This is a genomic window from Clostridiales bacterium (assembly GCA_030016385.1).
In the GTDB taxonomy this organism is placed as follows: domain Bacteria; phylum Bacillota; class Clostridia; order Clostridiales; family Oxobacteraceae; genus JASEJN01.
The window spans coordinates 34,101-53,629 of the sequence record JASEJN010000010.1 but is presented as its reverse complement, the minus strand read 5'-3'; the positions used below and the strand labels follow the sequence as shown (position 1 = coordinate 53,629).

Annotated in this window: 16 protein-coding genes and 1 other RNA gene; 15 read left to right on the top strand and 2 right to left on the bottom strand. The window is 39.0% G+C overall.

Annotated features, from left to right (window positions below; genetic code table 11):
- Positions 1-10: 10 nt before the first annotated feature.
- From gap to secG, 6 genes are all read left to right on the top strand, one after another.
- Entirely contained in the window at positions 11-1,021 is a 1,011-nt protein-coding gene (gap, locus tag QME45_04020) for a type I glyceraldehyde-3-phosphate dehydrogenase (protein ID MDI6617831.1), read from the top strand.
- Positions 1,022-1,094: 73 nt separating this feature from the next.
- Entirely contained in the window at positions 1,095-2,288 is a 1,194-nt protein-coding gene (locus QME45_04015; GenBank protein MDI6617830.1) for a phosphoglycerate kinase, read from the top strand.
- A 93-nt stretch (positions 2,289-2,381) separates the two neighbouring features.
- On the top strand, positions 2,382-3,128 hold the full coding sequence (tpiA, locus tag QME45_04010) for a triose-phosphate isomerase (protein ID MDI6617829.1): 747 nt from the start codon (positions 2,382-2,384) through the stop codon (positions 3,126-3,128).
- Between the two features lie 12 nt (positions 3,129-3,140).
- Positions 3,141-4,673, top strand: a complete 1,533-nt coding sequence (gene gpmI / locus QME45_04005) for a 2,3-bisphosphoglycerate-independent phosphoglycerate mutase (GenBank protein MDI6617828.1) — start codon at positions 3,141-3,143, stop codon at positions 4,671-4,673.
- A gap of 44 nt (positions 4,674-4,717) precedes the next feature.
- A complete protein-coding gene (gene eno, locus QME45_04000; GenBank protein MDI6617827.1) occupies positions 4,718-6,013 on the top strand; it encodes a phosphopyruvate hydratase in 1,296 nt (431 codons plus the stop codon).
- Between the two features lie 105 nt (positions 6,014-6,118).
- On the top strand, positions 6,119-6,355 hold the full coding sequence (gene secG / locus QME45_03995; protein ID MDI6617826.1) for a preprotein translocase subunit SecG: 237 nt from the start codon (positions 6,119-6,121) through the stop codon (positions 6,353-6,355).
- A 50-nt stretch (positions 6,356-6,405) separates the two neighbouring features.
- Here the strand turns inward: secG and QME45_03990 are convergent, their stop codons facing one another.
- Entirely contained in the window at positions 6,406-7,692 is a 1,287-nt protein-coding gene (locus QME45_03990) for a hypothetical protein (protein ID MDI6617825.1), read from the bottom strand.
- A gap of 406 nt (positions 7,693-8,098) precedes the next feature.
- Between QME45_03990 and rnr the strand changes: the two genes are divergently transcribed.
- The 7 genes from rnr to QME45_03955 all read left to right on the top strand — a co-directional run bounded on the left by rnr (position 8,099) and on the right by QME45_03955 (position 14,110).
- Complete coding sequence (gene rnr / locus QME45_03985; GenBank protein MDI6617824.1) at positions 8,099-10,222, top strand: ribonuclease R; 2,124 nt, start codon at positions 8,099-8,101, stop codon at positions 10,220-10,222.
- 102 nt (positions 10,223-10,324) lie between these two features.
- Positions 10,325-10,792, top strand: coding sequence for an SsrA-binding protein SmpB (smpB, locus tag QME45_03980; protein ID MDI6617823.1), 468 nt, complete (start codon positions 10,325-10,327; stop codon positions 10,790-10,792).
- Between the two features lie 3 nt (positions 10,793-10,795).
- Positions 10,796-11,196, top strand: a transfer-messenger RNA (tmRNA) gene (gene ssrA / locus QME45_03975).
- A gap of 74 nt (positions 11,197-11,270) precedes the next feature.
- Positions 11,271-12,293 (top strand): hypothetical protein, encoded by a 1,023-nt coding sequence (locus QME45_03970; protein MDI6617822.1) that lies wholly within the window; start codon positions 11,271-11,273, stop codon positions 12,291-12,293.
- Positions 12,294-12,322: 29 nt separating this feature from the next.
- Positions 12,323-12,682 (top strand): DUF4186 domain-containing protein, encoded by a 360-nt coding sequence (locus QME45_03965; protein MDI6617821.1) that lies wholly within the window; start codon positions 12,323-12,325, stop codon positions 12,680-12,682.
- A gap of 137 nt (positions 12,683-12,819) precedes the next feature.
- Positions 12,820-13,383, top strand: coding sequence for a TetR/AcrR family transcriptional regulator (locus tag QME45_03960; GenBank protein ID MDI6617820.1), 564 nt, complete (start codon positions 12,820-12,822; stop codon positions 13,381-13,383).
- 97 nt (positions 13,384-13,480) lie between these two features.
- Entirely contained in the window at positions 13,481-14,110 is a 630-nt protein-coding gene (locus QME45_03955) for a CDP-alcohol phosphatidyltransferase family protein (protein ID MDI6617819.1), read from the top strand.
- Positions 14,111-14,166: 56 nt separating this feature from the next.
- Here QME45_03955 and yicI read toward each other — a convergent pair whose 3' ends face one another.
- Positions 14,167-16,494 (bottom strand): alpha-xylosidase, encoded by a 2,328-nt coding sequence (gene yicI / locus QME45_03950; protein ID MDI6617818.1) that lies wholly within the window; start codon positions 16,492-16,494, stop codon positions 14,167-14,169.
- 152 nt (positions 16,495-16,646) lie between these two features.
- On the opposite strand from yicI, the gene QME45_03945 reads away from it, so the two are divergent.
- Together QME45_03945 and QME45_03940 are read left to right on the top strand one after the other, a co-directional pair.
- Positions 16,647-18,425, top strand: coding sequence for a histidine kinase (locus tag QME45_03945; protein MDI6617817.1), 1,779 nt, complete (start codon positions 16,647-16,649; stop codon positions 18,423-18,425).
- 11 nt (positions 18,426-18,436) lie between these two features.
- Entirely contained in the window at positions 18,437-19,516 is a 1,080-nt protein-coding gene (locus tag QME45_03940) for a response regulator (protein ID MDI6617816.1), read from the top strand.
- Positions 19,517-19,529 lie beyond the last annotated feature (13 nt).

The window sequence follows — 19,529 nt, the reverse complement described above, 5'->3', positions numbered from 1 at the left end:
AGGTTTTATTATGACGATAAAAGTTGGTATCAATGGTTTTGGAAGAATAGGAAGAAATGCTTTCAAGATTGCACAGGAGAAATTGAATAAAGATGTTGAAATAGTAGCTATAAATGATCTGACGGATCCGAAAACGTTAGCACATCTTTTAAAGTACGATTCGCTATTTGGAAAGTTCAAGGGAACTGTAGAAGCAAAAGAACATAGCTTTATTGTAAATGGAAAAGAAATAAAGATTTTTGCTGAAAGAGATCCAGGCAATCTTCCATGGAAAGAACTTGGAGTCGATATCGTTATTGAATCAACAGGATTGTTCACAAAGAGAGAAAAGGCAATTCTGCATATAAATGCAGGGGCAAAGAAAGTAATAATAAGTGCTCCGGCAAAGGGTGAAGACATCACTATAGTTATGGGCGTCAATGAAGAAAAGTACGATCCAGCGAAACATAATATCATATCAAATGCATCATGTACTACAAACTGCCTCGCTCCATTTGCAAAAGTTCTTGATGCCGAATTCGGCATAGAGAAAGGCTTAATGACGACAGTTCATTCATATACCAATGACCAGAGGATACTTGATCTTCCTCACAAAGATTTAAGGAGAGCAAGGGCTGCTGCAGAATCCATAATTCCTACAACAACCGGAGCTGCAAAAGCTGTCGCACTTGTTTTACCGCAGCTTAAGGGAAGATTGAACGGTCTTGCAATGAGGGTGCCGACTCCTACAGTATCAGTTACAGACCTTGTTTGCGAAGTAAGAAAAGAAACAACTGTTGAGGAAGTCAACGGCGCATTCAAGAAAGCTGCTGAAGGAAAGATGAAAGGAATACTCGGCTATTCAGAAGAGCCGCTTGTTTCAATAGATTACAGGGGAGACAGCCGTTCATCCATAGTCGATGGTTTATCGACAATGGTTATGGGTGGAAATCTGGTAAAGGTTATTTCATGGTATGATAATGAATGGGCTTACTCAAACAGGATCGTAGACCTCTTAAACTACGTAGCTGAAAGGCTTTAATCTGTTTAGTTTATAAATTAGTGCTTGTATTGCAGCCTTTGAATATGAATTAAATATTGAAGGGAGTGAAATTATGAACAAAAAAACTGTTAAAGATATAGAGATACTCGGTAAAAGGATACTTGTAAGATGTGATTTCAATGTTCCTCAGGATGCTGATGGAAACATAACTGATGACAGGAGAATTAGAAGTGCTCTTCCGACCATAAAATATCTTAAAGAGCATGGCGGCAAAGTTATACTTATGTCACATCTTGGAAGGCCAAAGGGAACTGGATATGAGAAGAAGTTTTCCTTAAAGCCTGTCGCAGACAGATTATCGAAGCTTCTTGGCGAAAAGGTATATTTTGCCGAAGATGGTGATGTTGTCGGGAAAAATGCGAAGGAAATAGCTGCAAAGCTTAAAAACGGAGAAGTAATGCTCCTTGAAAATGTTAGATTTGTAAAAGGTGAAACCAAAAATGACAGTGAATTTGCAAGAAAGCTTGCTTCACTCGGAGATGTATTTGTAAATGATGCCTTTGGAACAGCTCACAGGGCGCATTCCTCAACAGCGGGAGTTGCAGAGTATTTGCCTGCCGTAGCCGGTTTCCTTATCGAGAAGGAAATATCCGTTATGGGGAAGGCATTGAACAATCCGGATAGGCCGCTCGTTGCTATTCTTGGAGGAGCCAAAGTATCGGACAAAATAGGTGTTATTAATAACCTTCTTGATAAAGTCGATAAGCTTATAATAGGCGGAGGGATGGCTTATACTTTTGAAAAAGCCCTTGGAAGAGAAGTCGGGAAGTCCCTTCTTGAACCCGAGAAAATCGATCTGGCAAAAGAAATGATGGAAAAGGCGAAGAAAAAAGGCATAAAGCTTCTGCTTCCTGTGGATGTTGTCATTGCAAAAGAATTTAAAGAAGATGCGGAGCATCACGCTGTTGATGTCGATAAAATACCGGCCGATAGCATGGGGCTTGATATAGGTCCTAAGAGTATTGATCTTTTTAAAAACGAATTAAAAGATGCAAAGACCGTTATATGGAACGGCCCCATGGGTGTCTTTGAGATGCCTGCATTTGCCGTCGGTACGGAAGCAATAGCGCAGGCCCTTAGCAAAATTAATGGTACGACCATAATCGGAGGGGGAGACTCTGCTGCTGCCGTTGAGAAATTAGGATATGCAGACAAAATGACCCACATTTCAACAGGTGGAGGAGCATCCCTTGAATTTTTGGAAGGGCGTGAACTTCCAGGGATCGCTGCTTTAAATGATAAATAATAAAATGTGAAATGTCCTTTTGGGGACACTCTTCCCACCCCAGGTGTATTTAAAGGAAGGGTGCCCCTGAAATAATTTTAAGGAGGAAATAATATGAGAAAACCGATTATAGCAGGCAACTGGAAAATGCATAAAACTGTCGATGAAGCTGTAGAACTGATAAACTCACTAAAAGATAAAGTAAAAGATGCAAAATGCCAGGTGGTCGTATGCCCTCCTTTTGTATGCTTGCCTGCAGTCTGTGAAGCTGTAAAAGGCACAAATATAGAAGTTGGCGCACAGAATATGCATTTTGAAGAACAAGGGGCATTTACCGGTGAGGTTTCCCCGCTTATGTTGAGTTCGCTGGGTGTAGAATATGTAATAATAGGCCATTCGGAACGCAGGCAATATTTTGCAGAAACTGATGAAACAGTAAATAAAAAAGTTCATGCCGCTTTTAAACATTCCCTAATACCTATAGTTTGTGTGGGGGAAACATTATCCGAGAGGGAAAACGGCAAGGCTTATGAGAAGGTCGGCAGTCAGATAAAAAAGGACCTTGAGGGCCTCACAGTAGAACTGGCAAAGAAAATAATAATCGCATATGAGCCCATATGGGCCATAGGTACCGGAAAAACGGCAACGGCGAACGATGCTAATGAGATGATCAAATTCATAAGGAAAACAGCCGCAGAGATTTTGGGCGATGAGTGCGCATCCGAGATAAGGATACAATATGGCGGAAGCGTTAAGCCGGCAACAATAAAGGAGCAGATGGCGCAAAGCGATATCGATGGTGCATTGGTCGGCGGTGCAAGCCTGAAAGCATCTGATTTTGCTGCCATAGTAAACTTCTAAGGAGGACATCAGATGGATAAAAAGTTATGCATGCTTATGATATTGGATGGATGGGGATTAAGCAAGAGCGATAAGGGAAATGCAGAAGTTGCCGCAAATACTCCGAATATGGATGCAATTTTAAAGAAATACCCTCATACATCGATTAAAGCCAGCGGTCTTGATGTGGGACTGCCTGGAGAACAGATGGGAAACTCAGAGGTCGGACATTTGAATATCGGAGCCGGCAGAGTGATCTATCAGGACTTTACAAGAATCAACAGCGAAATAAAGACAGGTAATTTCTTCAATAACGAAGCATTTAAAGACGCAATATATAATGTGAAAAAAAATGGTACAAAACTCCATTTAATGGGCCTTTTATCTGATGGAGGTGTGCATAGCCATATAGAGCATCTTAAAGCGTTAATTAAGATTGCCAAAGATGAGGGGCTCAGTGAAGTTTATATTCACTGCTTTTTAGATGGAAGGGATGTACCGCCTGCATGTGCAAAACGCTATATAGTCGAACTTGAAAATTACATGTCTGAAATAGGAATAGGAAAAATAGCGACTGTTGCGGGAAGATATTATGCAATGGACAGAGATAAAAGATGGGAAAGAGTTAACCTTGCATATAATGCGATAGTTGAAGGCAAGGGAGAAACAGCCGAATCCGCTGTAGAAGCAGTAGAAAATTCTTATAATAAAAATAAAACAGATGAATTTGTGCTCCCTACTGTTATTCTAAAGGATGGTAAACCTACAGCGAAATTATGTGAAAACGATTCCATGATATTTTTCAATTTCAGACCGGATAGAGCAAGGCAGCTTACAAGAGCTATCGTAGATAAGAATTTCGCAGGTTTTAAAAGAGAATATTTTAAGACTCATTTCGTTTGTATGACCCAATACGATAAGACTATCGAAGATGTTGATATAGCATATTTGCCTGAGACGTATAAAAATACTCTCGGCGAATACGTGAGCAAATTAGGATTGAAACAGCTTAGAATTGCTGAGACGGAAAAATATGCTCATGTGACATTCTTTTTCAACGGAGGAGTTGAAAAGCCGAATGAAGGAGAAGACCGCATATTGATTCCGTCGCCTAAGGTTCCGACATATGATATGAAACCTGAGATGAGCGCATATGAGGTTACGAAAGTCGTACTGGAGAAAATAAAAAGCCAAACATACGATGTGATTATTTTAAACTTCGCAAATCCCGATATGGTAGGTCACACAGGAGTGTTCAAAGCTGCCGTTAAAGCTGTAGAAACAGTAGATACCTGCATAGGCAGGATATTGGATCAGGTGCTGAGCGTTGGAGGAAAGCTTGTTATAACGGCGGATCATGGTAATGTCGAAGAGATGATAAATCCTGAAACCGGCGGTCCGCATACAGCTCATACAACAAACCCGGTACCGTTTATCGTAATCGGAGAGGGAAATGCTAAACTTCGTGAAGGCGGAAGACTTTCGGATATCGCGCCGACTATGCTTTCTATGATGAGGATTCCCATTCCTAAAGAGATGACCGGAAAGAGTATTATAATCGGATAAATTGCAAAGCATAATTATACTGGATAATGAAAGGAGATAATAAAATGAAAACATATTATGAAATAGTAGATGTTCATGCAAGAGAGATACTGGATTCAAGGGCAAATCCCACAGTAGAGGTTGAAGTTGAGGTTGAGGACGGTACTATAGGCAGGGCTGCAGTGCCTTCAGGAGCATCGACAGGCGCTTATGAGGCTGTTGAGCTCAGGGATAATGACAAGGAGCGCTATAATGGGAAAGGCGTTTTAAAAGCAGTTGATAATGTAAACAATGTTATTGCGCCACAAGTTATAGGTTTAAATGTGTTTGACCAGACGCTTATCGATAAAACGATGATCGACCTGGACGGAACCCCCAATAAGGGTAAACTTGGAGCAAATGCAATACTTGGTGTTTCTTTGGCCGTTGCAAAGGCTGCTGCAAGATCCTGCGGTTTGAGCCTGTATCAGTACATAGGCGGAGTAAATGGAAAAGTTTTACCTGTTCCTATGATGAACATATTAAACGGCGGAAAGCATGCCGATAATAATGTGGACATTCAGGAATTTATGGTAATGCCCGTAGGAGCAAAGAAATTCAGCGATGCCCTCCGCATGTGTTCTGAAACATTCCATTCGTTAAAATCGATATTGAATAAAGCAGGGTTATCGACAGGCGTTGGTGATGAAGGCGGTTTTGCCCCGAACCTTAAATCCAATGAAGAGGCTATAAAGGTTATAATCGAGGCAATCGAAAAAGCAGGATACAGGCCAGGGGAAGATATCTCGGTCGCAATTGATGCTGCTGCCTCTGAGCTTTATAAAGAAGATGGAAAGTATCATCTTGAAGGAGAAGGCAAAGTATATACTGCAGCAGAGATGGTTGACTTTTATGAAACGCTGATCAAAAAATATCCTATCGTTTCATTAGAGGATGGGCTTTCAGAAAACGACTGGGACGGCTGGAAAGCATTAACCGATAAACTTGGAAAGAAGATACAGCTTGTCGGAGACGATTTGTTCGTAACAAATACCGAAAGGGTTAAAAAGGGAATAGAATTAGGCGTAGCCAATTCCGTGCTTATAAAGTTAAATCAGATAGGTTCCCTTACAGAAACATTAAATACTATTGAGATGGCTGAAAGAGCAGGATATACTGCTGTTGTTTCCCACCGTTCAGGAGAAACGGAGGATACAACCATAGCGGATTTGGTTGTAGGTGTTAATGCCGGACAGATAAAGACAGGCGCTCCGTCGAGAACTGAGAGAGTCGCTAAATACAACCAGCTTTTGAGGATTGAAGAAGAATTAGGAGAAGTTGCCGAGTATTTAGGCAAAAGCGCATTTTATAATTTGAGATAGAACAATCCTGACAGCATTTGAAAGGACATATTGTGTTTTACTGCATGCTGTGATAGAATCAAATCATGAAATCTGGTTTTTTTAAACAGCACGGGAGGTATCCTTATGTTAACATTTTTGACAATTGTGCATATAGCCATCTGTTTTATACTTATACTGGTCATACTCCTTCAATCGAGCAAAGTTGAAGGGATAACGGGTATAATTCAAGGCGGAGCCGAAACATTCTTCGGGAAGAATAAAGGCAGAAGCTATGAAGGAAAGCTTGAAAGAGCTACGGCGATATGTATGGTACTTTTTATTATAACATCCATCGGATTGAACATACTTGGAAACAGATAGCCTGATGACACACCTTAAATAATTGGATTTAAGGTGTGTCATTTTATATATTAATGGCTGTGGGACCTATGCAGCAAATATATTATGCAAATTGCTGCCGCCCCTGCACTGCCGTATAACAGATATTTATTATATTTTGTATTGCTGTTATCTACTTTTTCCTCAATGGACGATTCCTCAATTGCCGTTTTGGCGATCGCTTCGGCGGCAGGCTTTATCTCTTCATCTGCAAAGCTGCGAGCCAGGACATATTCGTTATATTGACCAAGCTTTTGGAGTTCTTCCATAAAAGAACTGTAATTATTTGAATCTTTAAGTTTTAAGGCGTTTATATATTCATATTTAATATATACAGGCCAAATATTAGTTTTGTAAGGTAAAGACAGCATCTCAAGAGCTTTGTTATATTTTTTCTGCCTGTAATAGAATTCGGATGCCAAATAGGCCGCCGTACCGCGATCATTCGACGTAAGTGTGGATAGTTTTTGGTTTTGTGTTATTTGCTCAAAAATTTTCGATAGCTGTTCATAGTTATTATTTAACAGTGCCCATTTTATGGAATAATCTATAGACGTATTTGTGCTGAAATTGGACGCTGCCTTTTGGTAAGACAGAACGTAAAGCCGGAAATCATGAAGATCATTTGTATTATCAAATCTCCATAATAGCTGGTTGTTATTCAGCGCAGGAGATAATGCCGATTTTGATATATTATTATACTCCGCTACTGAATTCATTATTATCCTTACATCGGGAGGACTTATTTGATCATCGTTTAAATATTGTATTCTGTAATTTTTGACATCACCAAACAGCTTATCCGTTGAGAACATAAAAGGTATTATGTAATAAGGGTTGTTATTCTCTTCGGATGTTCTCCAGGAAATATCATAGTTTAAAAATATATTTGTTTCAGTGTCCTTTTTGATCGGAACATTGAATGTGTGCCATTTGAAGCGCAGGGAATAATTATCCCGTATACCGGATAGGCTTTTAGCCGTATTATATATTTTATAATCGACTTCTCTATTGTCGATGAATACATTCAGATTTTCAATATATCCTGCTTCCAGAGTGTATCCGAGATCGCCTGGGATACCAATCGTAAGGTTGTCTATATTATCTATCCCCTTCAATGTATAAGCACAGGAAAATTTTATATTATTGTAATAAGGTGACACATTGATCTGTGCACTTTCTATTTTAACAGGCGGATTTTTAACAGGTTCAACGCCATCCTTCAATATTTTTAAGGGCGCTATATTTGCATATGCCTTGCCCGATATAAAAAAAATTAAAAACAACGAAAAAGAGACAAAACTTGTTAGTCCCTTCATAGATACACCTCCGTGATGTGTTCTCTATAGTCTTTCATAAAAATACAAAAATTTACCGAGATATTAATTCGACATTTATTATTATTTACCTTTTAAATTTAGTAAAATACAAAATAATTTAACAATTTGAAAAGGATGCACTTTCCCAAATATCGATCAATGTTAAGCAAAATTAACTTTGTTCTTTAAAATAGCCGGATATCAAATTTTATTGTATAATAAAATAGATGTTTAGAGTTAATATTTGTATATATAAAAGGAAAATAAAGTATAATATATGTTAGTGCGAAAAATCAATATGCTTTTGAAGTGTATATATTATTCGAATATAAAATATGCACCCATGATTTTGTATTGATTGATGGCTTATTTAATACAGGTGATGATGAATATTGGAGGAATACGAATGAACACTAAAGAGACAATATTGCAGTTTATGAGAGAGTCTGCATATAACCCGATGCTTTTTAAAGAGCTGCTAACTTCTTTTAATATAAAGAAAGATGAAGAAGATGCTTTTAAAAAAATACTGGATGAAATGGAATCGGAAGGGCTTATTTTTAAGACAAAAAAGCACAGATATGGCGCTCCTGAGAGGATGAACCTTGTAGTAGGAAAACTTCAGGGCAATTCTAAAGGATTCGGATTCGTGATTTCTGATGACGAAACGGTTTCGGATGTATTTATTTCCCAGGAAAATATGTCCGGAGCTATGAATGGCGATAAGGTAATTGCGAAGATATTGGAATCCAGGGAGGAGGGAAAGAGCACTGAAGGGGAGATAATAAAGGTATTGAGCCGGGCAAACAATTCGGTCGTAGGAATATTTGAAGGCAGCAAAAGCTTTGGATTTGTTGTGCCTGATGACAAAAGGATATTTCAGGATATATTTATACCAAAATCGGAGACAAACGGTGCAAGAACAGGACAGAAAGTTGTAGCCGAGCTGACAAAGTGGCCTGGACCGAGAAGAAATCCTGAAGGCAGAATAACAGAAATATTGGGATACAAAAATGCACCGGGTGTTGACATACTATCGGTAATGAGAAAATACGGCCTGCCCGAAGAATTCCCTGAGGATGTTGAGAAAGCGGCGCAAGCTATACCGGAAGAAATACCAGCATGCGAATATAAAAGAAGAAGAGATCTTAGAAATCTTAAGATGGTTACGATAGATGGAGACGATGCAAAGGATCTAGATGATGCCGTTTCCGTTGAGAGGCTTAAAAATGGCAATTATATGCTGGGTGTACATATAGCGGATGTAAGCTATTATGTAAAAGAGAACAATGCCATAGACAAGGAAGCACAAAAAAGAGGAACAAGTGTGTACCTTATAGACAGAGTAATTCCTATGCTGCCTAAAAAGCTATCAAATGATGTCTGCAGTTTGAATCCCAATGTTGACAGGCTCACGATGACATGCATGATGAAAATCGACAAAAAAGGAAATATTAAGGATCACGAAATATTTGAAAGTATTATCCGTACTAATGCAAGGATGACGTATACAGATGTAAATAAAATATTAAAGGATAATGATCAGGAACTGATAAAAAAATATTCGGGTCTGGTAGACGAATTCAGAACCATGCAGGAACTTTGCAAGATTTTGAGGGAGAAAAGGATGAAAAGGGGAAGCATAGATTTTGACTTTCCGGAATGCAAGATAACACTTGATGACAGGGGTAGACCCATAGATGTAAGGCCTTATGACAGGGAAATAGCGAATATGATAATCGAAGAGTTCATGCTGGCGGCAAATGAAACTGTGGCTGAACACATGTACTGGACCGAACTGCCGTTTATATACAGGATACATGAGGATCCCGATCCTGAAAAAATAAGGGCATTCAATGATTTTATACACAACTTTGGATATCGTATAAAGGGCATAAACGATCTTCATCCAAAAGCCCTGCAGGAGATTGTAAATAAAGTGGCTGGTAAAAAGGAAGAGGTAATAATAAATACGCTGATGCTGCGTTCCTTAAGGAAAGCCAGATATTCCCCCGAATGCACGGGACATTTTGGATTGGCCGCCAAATACTATACTCATTTTACTTCGCCTATAAGAAGGTATCCTGATCTTACTATTCACAGGATTATCAGGGAATACCTCAATAATTCGATAACTGAAAAAAGGGAGAAAAAGCTGTCAGGGTTTGTAAAGTATGCCGCAAAACAGAGCAGTGATATGGAGGTTGTGGCACAGGAAGCAGAAAGAGAAGTTGATGACATTAAAAAGGCCGAATACATGGGAGAGCACATAGGTGAGGTTTTTGAAGGCGTGATATCGAGTGTGACTCCCTTTGGATTGTTTGTTGAGCTCGAAAATACAGCCGAAGGACTTGTACATGTAAGCAGCCTTATCGACGATTATTATTTTTATGATGAAGACCATCACTGTTTTATAGGAGAAAGACTGAGAAAAATATACAGGCTTGGAGATACGGTAAAGGTTAAGGTCACAAAAGTGAATGTAGATGAAGGTTCAATAGATTTTTCACTCGAAGAGGCAAATGTATAGATATTGGATTATGCATTTTGTGAATATTGACATAGAATATAGATATGTTATAATAAAGTGCCAGGCGGTAATGGGCACTTTATTATAAAATGTGGTGATTTTATGGCTGAAGGAAGAAAGGTGCTGGCCGAGAACAGGAAGGCAAGGCACGATTATTTTATTGAAGAAACATATGAGGCAGGCATTAGCCTTTCCGGGACGGAAGTTAAGTCTGTAAGGTCAGGAAAGGTTAATATAAGGGATAGCTATGCAATGGTGGAAAACGGAGAGGTAATATTATATAATATGCATATAAGCCCATATGAAAAGGGAAATATTTTTAATCGTGATCCTTTAAGGGATAGAAAGCTTCTCCTCCATAAAAGAGAAATATCGAAACTTGCATCATATGTGTCAGAGAGAGGCTATTCTTTAATTCCACTTGAGCTTTACCTATCACCACGGGGTTTAGTAAAGGTCAATCTTTCAGTTGCAAAAGGGAAAAAGCTTTATGATAAAAGAGCAGATATGGCAAAGAAAGATGCTGAAAGAGAGATGGAACAAAGTATAAAATCTAGAAACAGGTACTAACATGGGGGCGTAAATGGTCTCGACGGGGGTACAGTGGATTCGAGAAGCGAGCCGTGGTTTGGTCTCTGGTGCCACGTAAAAAAGCTGGGGACAAAAAATAAACAACAACGATAATTTAGCTTTAGCGGCTTAATTTAAGCTGCTCGTTCAACCTAGGAATCCCACGGCTTAGGATTGGGCGTCGACTAGTGGGGAACCGAGCCTTACAAAGCTTTGAGTAGGGAACGGAATTTATGAAGCTACTGAAATCGGTATCCTGTCAGCGGGAGACCGATAGAGGGAAAAGGGACCGGGACGCATATCGAAAAATATGTGCCACCAGCCTGTAAGTACACTGAATGCGCTCGGAGAAACTCGGATTGTCTGACTTTCGGACAGGGGTTCAATACCCCTCGCCTCCACCACAATATTTAATTAAAGCATTTCATTCAACAGTGTTCACCAATACAGAGCTTCAAATTTTAAGAGAGGTAAAAACATGAAACTATCTCTAACCGATGCACAAATAACAGTGAATGGGTTTGTGTCTTCATGTAAATGCAAATGTAAACACTGCTTGTTATGTTCCAGCGATAATTTAATACCGTGTATTCCTTTTGATAAATTGGCACAATTGGCAATGAAATTCATTGGATTTTATCGATGTACAGGGATTGACGTCGGACTTGGCGTTTACAACTGCTCTGATTATCCTCAATTACCACAGGCAATGGAAATCGATAGAAAAATATCATGCTTTTCGGGGTACCAAAACCTTAATGGAACGCCTGTGCGTGAAGGGAAGGAACTCGCGGATTGGGTTTCATACCTGAAGTATGATTGCAAACTGCAAAATGCTAATATATCATGGTTTGGGACAAGAGAACTTCATGATACATTCGTCAGTGCAAAAGGGTATTATGATTATTTACTTGAGCTTTCAAAGGAGTTAAAGAGACAGGATGTTAGTTTTACAAACAGTATCTTTATTCTTAGGAGCAATATAAATGAACTCGCAAATTTACATCATACATTAATGCATTTAGGCGGAAGGATGCATTATTCTCTTTTGGACTATCGCGGCAATGCAAAAAAGATATTTCATGAGTTTTTGGATGTTGATTCCGTAAATAAACTGCCTCAATTTTTATATAATAATAGTATCTTTAATTTCAAACGATATAAAATGAATTCCGAGTGGGTTGACGCAACTATGAAGCATCAGGCGCCTGAACAGACCAAGCGAATTATGTTTTTGGTGGCGACGCCAGATAATATAGATCAATATCTGTATATGTCTATTAATGATATTTTGAGAATGTTTCATGAGCTTGATGAAAAGATTCAAAATGCAATACCGAGTTTTGAATATCTTGCGTCTAATTATGGGAGAAACAGCGGCGAAGTGTTAATTGATTACAGAAGTGCGTTATGGAGATGGATGGAGTTGTTTTTTGAAGAAGAAGGAATCGATAAAACGCTTTTGTTTTCTGATTTACACAATAGCGTAATGTGGAGATAAAGATGGAATTAAGGATGGAGGTAATCAGCATGCAAACAATTGATGAGGCACTGGATAGGCTTAAGACTTCGAAATTTCGGGCAAGTTTTTCCTTGAAAGAAAAAGACAAATCCTATGTCCGGGAAAAAGGCATGTATACCATCCGCCTCCACGCACAAGACTTCATCCGACAGCGGCTGGCGCCGGCTGTCATACCAAACGACGGAAAGCAGACGCCGATGCACGGTCATCCGGTGTTCATCGCGCAGCATGCTTGCGCCTGCTGCTGCCGAGGATGCCTTAACAGGTGGTATGGTGTTCCGAAGGGTATTGAGCTGAATGAACAGCAACAAGAGAAAATCGTGAATCTGCTGATGGCTTGGATCGAACGCCAGATGCAGGGGAAATAGCATAATCCTATTTATGCCATATTTCATATTACGAATTGAAGAAAATGATATCAAGCGGTTTGACAGATAAATATAATTGTTATATTATATGAATGAATAAAAAATTAATTCATTCATATAAAACGGAGAGTGTGTTAATGGTGGACAAGAAAGCAGAAATTTTTAAGGCTGGTAGGGAATTATTCCTTTTGAAGGGTTTTAAGGATGTAAATGTTTCCGATATAACAAGAGAGGCGGGAGTGGGAGTCGGGACTTTTTATAACTATTATCAATCAAAAGGGGAGCTTTTTTTTGATGTTTATTTCAGGGAAAATGAAGCGGCCAAAAAATCTATCGTGAGATCGCTTGATTTAAATGATGATCCTATAACTCTAGTAACTAAATTTCTGTCGTTGAGTACAGGTGCCATAAAAAAAAATCGAATCCTTCAGGAATGGTACAATAAAGATATTTTCGGTGATTTAGAAAAACGATATAATGATAAATACGGATGCTTTTTATTTGACTTTTATATGGATTTGTTAAAGAAATGGAAGCGGGAAAATAAAATAAGAAGTGATATAGATGATGAGCTTCTTGTGGCGCTTATGAATTCCGTGATCTATCTTGACACACATAAAGAAGAGATAGGAATCCAGTACTTCCCCGAAGTCACTAAATTGCTTGTGAAGTTTATCATGAAAGGATTGACTGATCGCTGATGTAAAATAGAGAACATATATTTTTGTCTCTATCTGAATGAATATTTTTATTGTTCATTCATGGCCATGGCGATTATATGAGAATGGAGGTATCGAAGTGACCAAAACTATTTTAGTAAATGCGTTGACATTGATACGTGTACCCCTATCAGTTATGTTCTGCGCCGAGGTATTGCATAATTCAAGTCCATTTTTGCCATGTGCCGTATTATTCCTATTGATAGGGACGTCTGATTATCTGGATGGAAAACTTGCGCGAAAATTTGGCGCCCAGACCGATATCGGGGCGATAATGGATGTAATGACCGATCTTTTCTTTATTGTTGCGGCCTGTTTATCATTGTCATTCCGCAATCTGTTTCCTTTATGGATGCTTGTGGTAATTCTATCCAAATTTTTGGAATTTTGGGTCACCTCACTCATCTTTAATAGAAGTGATAAAAATACAATTATATTTCTATTTGACCCTTTTGGACGGATTGTAGCAGTATTGTTCTATCTGTTACCTATATTGATGCTGTTGCTTCCTCTTTGCCTGCCGGATGTTGCACATCGAGGCGCCCTTGTAATGGTCTGCATAGGGATAACAGGATTGACAATTTTATCTTCGACCTGGAGGATCTCGTCAGTTGTAAATTGTAAATTTTCTGCAAGGGACTCTTTTAATTTTGCAAAAATTTATAAAAATTATTTATCGGCAAAGGAAATTGGAGAAAACCGCAGATAAAATTGTCTGGTAATGAATCTGCTATTTTAGCAGATTCATTACCAGATTTGACAATACTATTTAAGTATGCATTTTATATGCTTTGCCTGCTTCGGGATTGCCAATCTTGTTCCAAGCTCTTCGATTTTAAAGGAGGCACCTTTTGCAGTATCTATGTTAAATATACCCCTAAGCAAAATGTTCCATGCTTTATCAGTCCCATTGGAATCGATGGTTATACAGTTGCCCATCCGGCTTATGCTAACGGTGAGTTCTGCTTGTCCGTTAATATTATAAATAATGGTGGAAGCGGTACTCTTATCCTGAAGTTCAAAGACATGGAGTGTAACTCTGTCTACGTAATCATAATCGGGTTTTCTGTTTTCGCTTCCTATGGCTATGATGCTATTGGGCCTTACCATTAGCGGCATACTCAAATAATCGTGGATTTCTTTTCTCCAGCATCCGCCTTCGATTGTTTTACCTGATAGCAGATTTGTCCATATACCTTTCGGAAGATAATAGGATACGTGACCCTTTTTGTTGAATACAGGTGCGACAAGGAGCGAATCGCCCAGCATATATTGCCTGTCAAGGTAATCGCAGGATGGATCATTCTGAAACTCAAGCACCATTGCTCTCATTACCGGGATACCTTTTTTTGAGGCTTCGCAGGCATTTTTGAAAATATATGGCATTAGACTGCATTTTAATTTTGTAAAAAGCCTAACTACATTTACTGCTTCTTCATCGTAAAGCCATGGGACTCTATAGGAAGAACTGCCGTGAAGCCTGCTGTGAGACGAAAGAAGTCCGAAAGCCACCCAGCGCTTATAAACATCTGCCGAAGATTTGCTTTCGAAGCCGCCTATGTCGTGGCTCCAAAAACCAAAACCCGATAAACATAGGGACAATCCACCGCGCAAGCTCTCTGCCATAGATTCATAATCCGCAGTGCTGTCTCCGCCCCAATGTACAGGGAACCGCTGGCTGCCGGCAGTCGCAGATCTGGCAAATAATACAGCGTTTCCTTCTCCAAATCTTTTTTTAAGGACATCAAATACCGTCTTATTATAAAGGAATGTATAATAGTTGTGCATTTTTACAGGATCGGAACCGTCAAAATAAACTACATCGGTGGGAATACGTTCGCCAAAGTCCGTTTTAAAGCAGTCTACGCCCATATCAATTAATGAATTGAGCTTTGATGCAAACCACTCGCATGCATTTGGATTGGTGAAATCGACGATGCCCATGGCAGGCTGCCACATGTCCCACTGCCATATGTCGCCATTCGGCCTTTTTATCAGATATCCGTTTTTCATACCCTCATCAAAGAGTTTTGACTCCTGAGAAATATATGGATTTATCCATACGCAGATTTTTAATCCATTTTTCTTTAAACGCTTTAGCATGTTTTCAGGATCGGGAAAAACTCTTTCATCCCATTGAAAATCGCACCAATTGAACCCTTTCATCCAGAAACAGTCGAAATGAAAAACATGGAGAGGCAAGTCCCTTTTAGCCATCCCGTCTATAATAGAGGTAACGGTTTTCTCATCGTAGTTTGTTGTAAAAGATGTCGTAAGCCACAGGCCGAAACTCCAAGCAGGAGGCAGCGCCGGCCTTCCTGTCAGGAACGTATAGTTTTCAAGAACTTTTTTCATGGAAGGGCCGTTAATTACGTAATACTCAAGATATTCCCCGGGAACGCTGAATTGCACTTTATTTACTTTTTCGGACCCTACTTCAAAAGAAACGCGTTCCGGATGGTTCACAAATACACCGTATCCCTTGTTGGTTATATAAAACGGGATGTTTTTATAAGCCTGCTGGGTGCTGGTACCGCCATCCTCGTTCCACATATCGACAGTTTGTCCGTTTTTAACAAAAGCCGTAAAATGCTCTCCTAATCCGTATATGCATTCTCCAACTGATAGATCCAATTGCTCTCTCATAAAAACAGCATTGTTCTTGGCATCCTTTATATAGGAAATTTGCCTATAACCGCTGCCGGTTATTCTTTCATCGCCATTATAAAAGCCCATATTCCAATTACCTGTCTTTGATATCCTTACGCTGAGATTTCCGCTTGTCAAGCTTGCTGAGGTTTCGTTATTTACGATATCGGTTTTTATTTCCGGCATGCTTGTTATTTTAAATTTTGGTCCCCTAATATTGATTCCTTTATAATGAAAGATCTGTACACGTATAGTATCATACATTGGCGAGGATAGTCTTACCTTGATGACGGGTCCTCCCAACGTATCGCCGCGATTTGTTATAAATCTCGTAGTTGCTAAAACCGATATCGAATTATCGTCTGTTTCAATATCATAGGCCTGGACAGGGCCGTATGCATCGATGCCATCCTTGTTCAGCCAGCATCCGTTACTGAATTTCATGATTGTTTTTCTCCTTTCGATTTTCAATTTATATTTTTATTATACAATAAAGATATAAATTTAAGTAAAGTATACGGATTAAAAAGGATTCTATAAATATATGAAGAATATAAGAATATACTAAATATTTAAATAAATTATAAGGTGGACAGGTGTACACGATAATAAATTTAATTTTTTATTATCTGTGGCACTTAATCGATATGGTAAATTTTCTAAAGAAGTTAAATAGTATATTCTCGCTTTCAACCCTTAAAAATAGAATTGTGATTACTTTGACGGCAGGAATCATGTGCTGCTGCTTTTTAATGGTTATTGTTTCATATAATGCTATATACAGGATACAGGAAGATAAAATTAAAACCGTAATGTCATTTGATCTGCAGCAGCAGTCTGCAAAGCTTGCGCAAAAATATGCAAACTTGCTTCAAATAACACAGCAGATGGCACCCGAGGGCAATGTTGGAAGCCTGGTCGAAGAGTATTTCGCAGCTAAAGAATCGTATAATCGTCTGGTATTATCCAGAAGCATTGCAAGCAGTATAGGATTGATTACGTTCTCAAATTCGGACGTCGAGCTGGTTACATACTATTATCCAAAGAGCAGGCAGACTGTTTTTGCCAATCTTCCTCTGCAGGATGATTTCTCATTGCAGGCTCTGCCCGATCTTGAGGATAATGCAAATATAATATATCAATCACCCCATTTATCGCAATGCAGGTTCAGCGCGGATCAAGTGGTTTCAGTGGTACGTAAAATAACATTTTCAAACGGACAGCAGTGGATAATTTATGTCGAAACCAAATCGGATACTGCAAATGATATAAATATGCTGTCAAGAAGCGCAAATATGCCATATATACTAACTTTGCTTGATAGAAGGGATCGCGTCAGATACTGCAGCAATCTGAATGCTTTTTCAAATGGCCAGATACTTAACCTGGATGAAAAATCAGGCACCTTGGGAAAATATATATGGAATCAAACTGAAAGCGGTTACGAATATAAAACAGTGCTGCTTGTTCCTGCTGTTAGTTATAATCACGAGTTCTATATTTGGAAGAATCATATTTTGCTTATTTTTGGTCTCACCGTGATTATAATGGCATTTATAACAATAATGTTGTTACAGCTCATTTATAAACCCCTACGTGTATTTGAATCCGAGATGGAATCCATTGGGAAGGGCAACATGAATGCGCTGCATTATAGGACTGGGATCGATGAATTTGACAAGCTATTTGACAAATTCAATACTATGAAACAGCAAATACAGCAATTGATGCATGATGTCCAGGAAAAGGAAGAACGGCGCCATCAACTAGAGCTTGAGAAGCTGATATACCAGATAAATCCTCATTTTCTGCTGAATACTCTAAATTCCGTACACTGGTTGGCGGTTTTGCATAAGCAAAATGATATCGGCAAGGTAATTTCCACATTGAATTTTCTTTTAAGCTATAATATTGGCAGGTCTAAGGAGCCTGCTACTCTTCGAACAGAGATAAAGGTATTGCGCTCTTATATTGAGCTGCAGCAGATGCGTTATGACTTTAAAGTGATAGAAAATATTGAGGATGGCGAGTATCTCGATCGCCCCGTTGCCCGTTTTATTTTGCAGCCTGTTGTAGAGAATGCAATATATCACGGGATAGATGAGAACGGAACCATCGAGATAAATGTCATGCCTGTAAATAATCGTAAAGATATAAAAATTGTTATAAAGGATAATGGAAAAGGGATCAATGAGCATGCATTGGCAATGTTAAGACAGACTGATCCTGACGACAGTAAGACTCAAAAACACGGGATAGGTCTTCGCTACGTCCGTTCAATTCTCAAATCTTTTTATGGTAATTCGGCTTATATGACTATCGACAGCATGCCAGGGCATGGTACGGCTGTAACATTATGTTTACCTTTAAGATAGGAGATAATGATATGATCCGCGTTTTAATCGTTGATGATGATAAACTGGCACGAAAAGGTCTGATTTCAATTATGCCATGGGCTTCCCACAATATGAAAGTGGTCGGTGAAGCCGCCAATGGCGCGAAGGCGCTTGAATTTCTGAGGGAAAACGCCGTGGATTTAATGTTCGTTGATATATCCATGCCCGTTTTGTCCGGAATTGAGCTCATAAAGGAATCGCATAAACTTTATCCAAACCTGCAATCTGTTGTACTTACTTTCCATGAAGATTTTGAATATGTGCAGACTACTTTTCGCCTTGGCATACTCGACTATATTTCAAAAGCTCAATTGGAAATGGAAGATTATGATGAGATTTTCGATAGAATAGAGAAAAAGTTGACAACGGAACTTCGAAAGGAGGAAGTGCTAAAGCAGGATACAAAATATGAAGGGAATTATAGACCAGCAATTAATCCGGAAAATTTTTTCAACAGGGAAAAATGGAATAAAGTTGAGCAAAAATGGTTTTCCTTAAGTTGGCTGTTTAGTGATGCCGATTTCCAGAAGCTGTGTGCAGAAACGGCTGAGATTTATATACCGGTTAAGTATATCGAGGAGCTCTTTATGCGGATTGCCCTGAATATCGAGAATACTTTTCATATAAAAGAAGACTTGACGATGAATATAGAGAGTATACATTCGGCAATAGAATGGATAAAGCATTATCGCGGCTTCATATATTCACAGGTATCCAAATCTCAAAAACTGAGTGAAACTCCCATTTGTATACTTAAGGCCGTGCTGTTTATCCGCAATAACCTTTCGACGCCCATAAGCACCGAAGTGGTTGCGGAATATGTCAACATGAGCCGCAGCTATTTTTGCCAGAGTTTCAAAAAGTATGTAGGATTAACATTTAACTGCTTTTTACGCCAGGAACGAATCAGAACAGCCGAACAGCTTTTATGTCAATCAAAGCAGTCCATAGGCGAGATAGCGGTAAATGTAGGTTATTACGATGTAAAATATTTTTCACAGATCTTTCATAGTGAAACAGGCTTGTTGCCGTCAGAATTCAGATTGAAATTTCACAATAGGGATAAGTGATTTGAATTTTCAG

Bases quoted from the DNA above. Each gene is read 5' to 3' on its own strand.
- gpmI (MDI6617828.1), top strand. From the start codon at position 3,141: ATGGATAAAAAGTTATGCATGCTTATGATATTGGATGGATGGGGATTA.
- QME45_03965 (MDI6617821.1), top strand. From the start codon at position 12,323: ATGCAAACAATTGATGAGGCACTGGATAGGCTTAAGACTTCGAAATTT.
- yicI (MDI6617818.1), bottom strand. From the start codon at position 16,494: ATGAAATTCAGTAACGGATGCTGGCTGAACAAGGATGGCATCGATGCA.
- secG (MDI6617826.1), top strand. From the start codon at position 6,119: ATGTTAACATTTTTGACAATTGTGCATATAGCCATCTGTTTTATACTT.
- QME45_03940 (MDI6617816.1), top strand. From the start codon at position 18,437: ATGATCCGCGTTTTAATCGTTGATGATGATAAACTGGCACGAAAAGGT.
- tpiA (MDI6617829.1), top strand. From the start codon at position 2,382: ATGAGAAAACCGATTATAGCAGGCAACTGGAAAATGCATAAAACTGTC.
- QME45_03970 (MDI6617822.1), top strand. From the start codon at position 11,271: ATGAAACTATCTCTAACCGATGCACAAATAACAGTGAATGGGTTTGTG.
- QME45_03960 (MDI6617820.1), top strand. From the start codon at position 12,820: ATGGTGGACAAGAAAGCAGAAATTTTTAAGGCTGGTAGGGAATTATTC.
- gap (MDI6617831.1), top strand. From the start codon at position 11: ATGACGATAAAAGTTGGTATCAATGGTTTTGGAAGAATAGGAAGAAAT.
- rnr (MDI6617824.1), top strand. From the start codon at position 8,099: ATGAACACTAAAGAGACAATATTGCAGTTTATGAGAGAGTCTGCATAT.
- QME45_03990 (MDI6617825.1), bottom strand. From the start codon at position 7,692: ATGAAGGGACTAACAAGTTTTGTCTCTTTTTCGTTGTTTTTAATTTTT.
- QME45_04015 (MDI6617830.1), top strand. From the start codon at position 1,095: ATGAACAAAAAAACTGTTAAAGATATAGAGATACTCGGTAAAAGGATA.
- smpB (MDI6617823.1), top strand. From the start codon at position 10,325: ATGGCTGAAGGAAGAAAGGTGCTGGCCGAGAACAGGAAGGCAAGGCAC.
- eno (MDI6617827.1), top strand. From the start codon at position 4,718: ATGAAAACATATTATGAAATAGTAGATGTTCATGCAAGAGAGATACTG.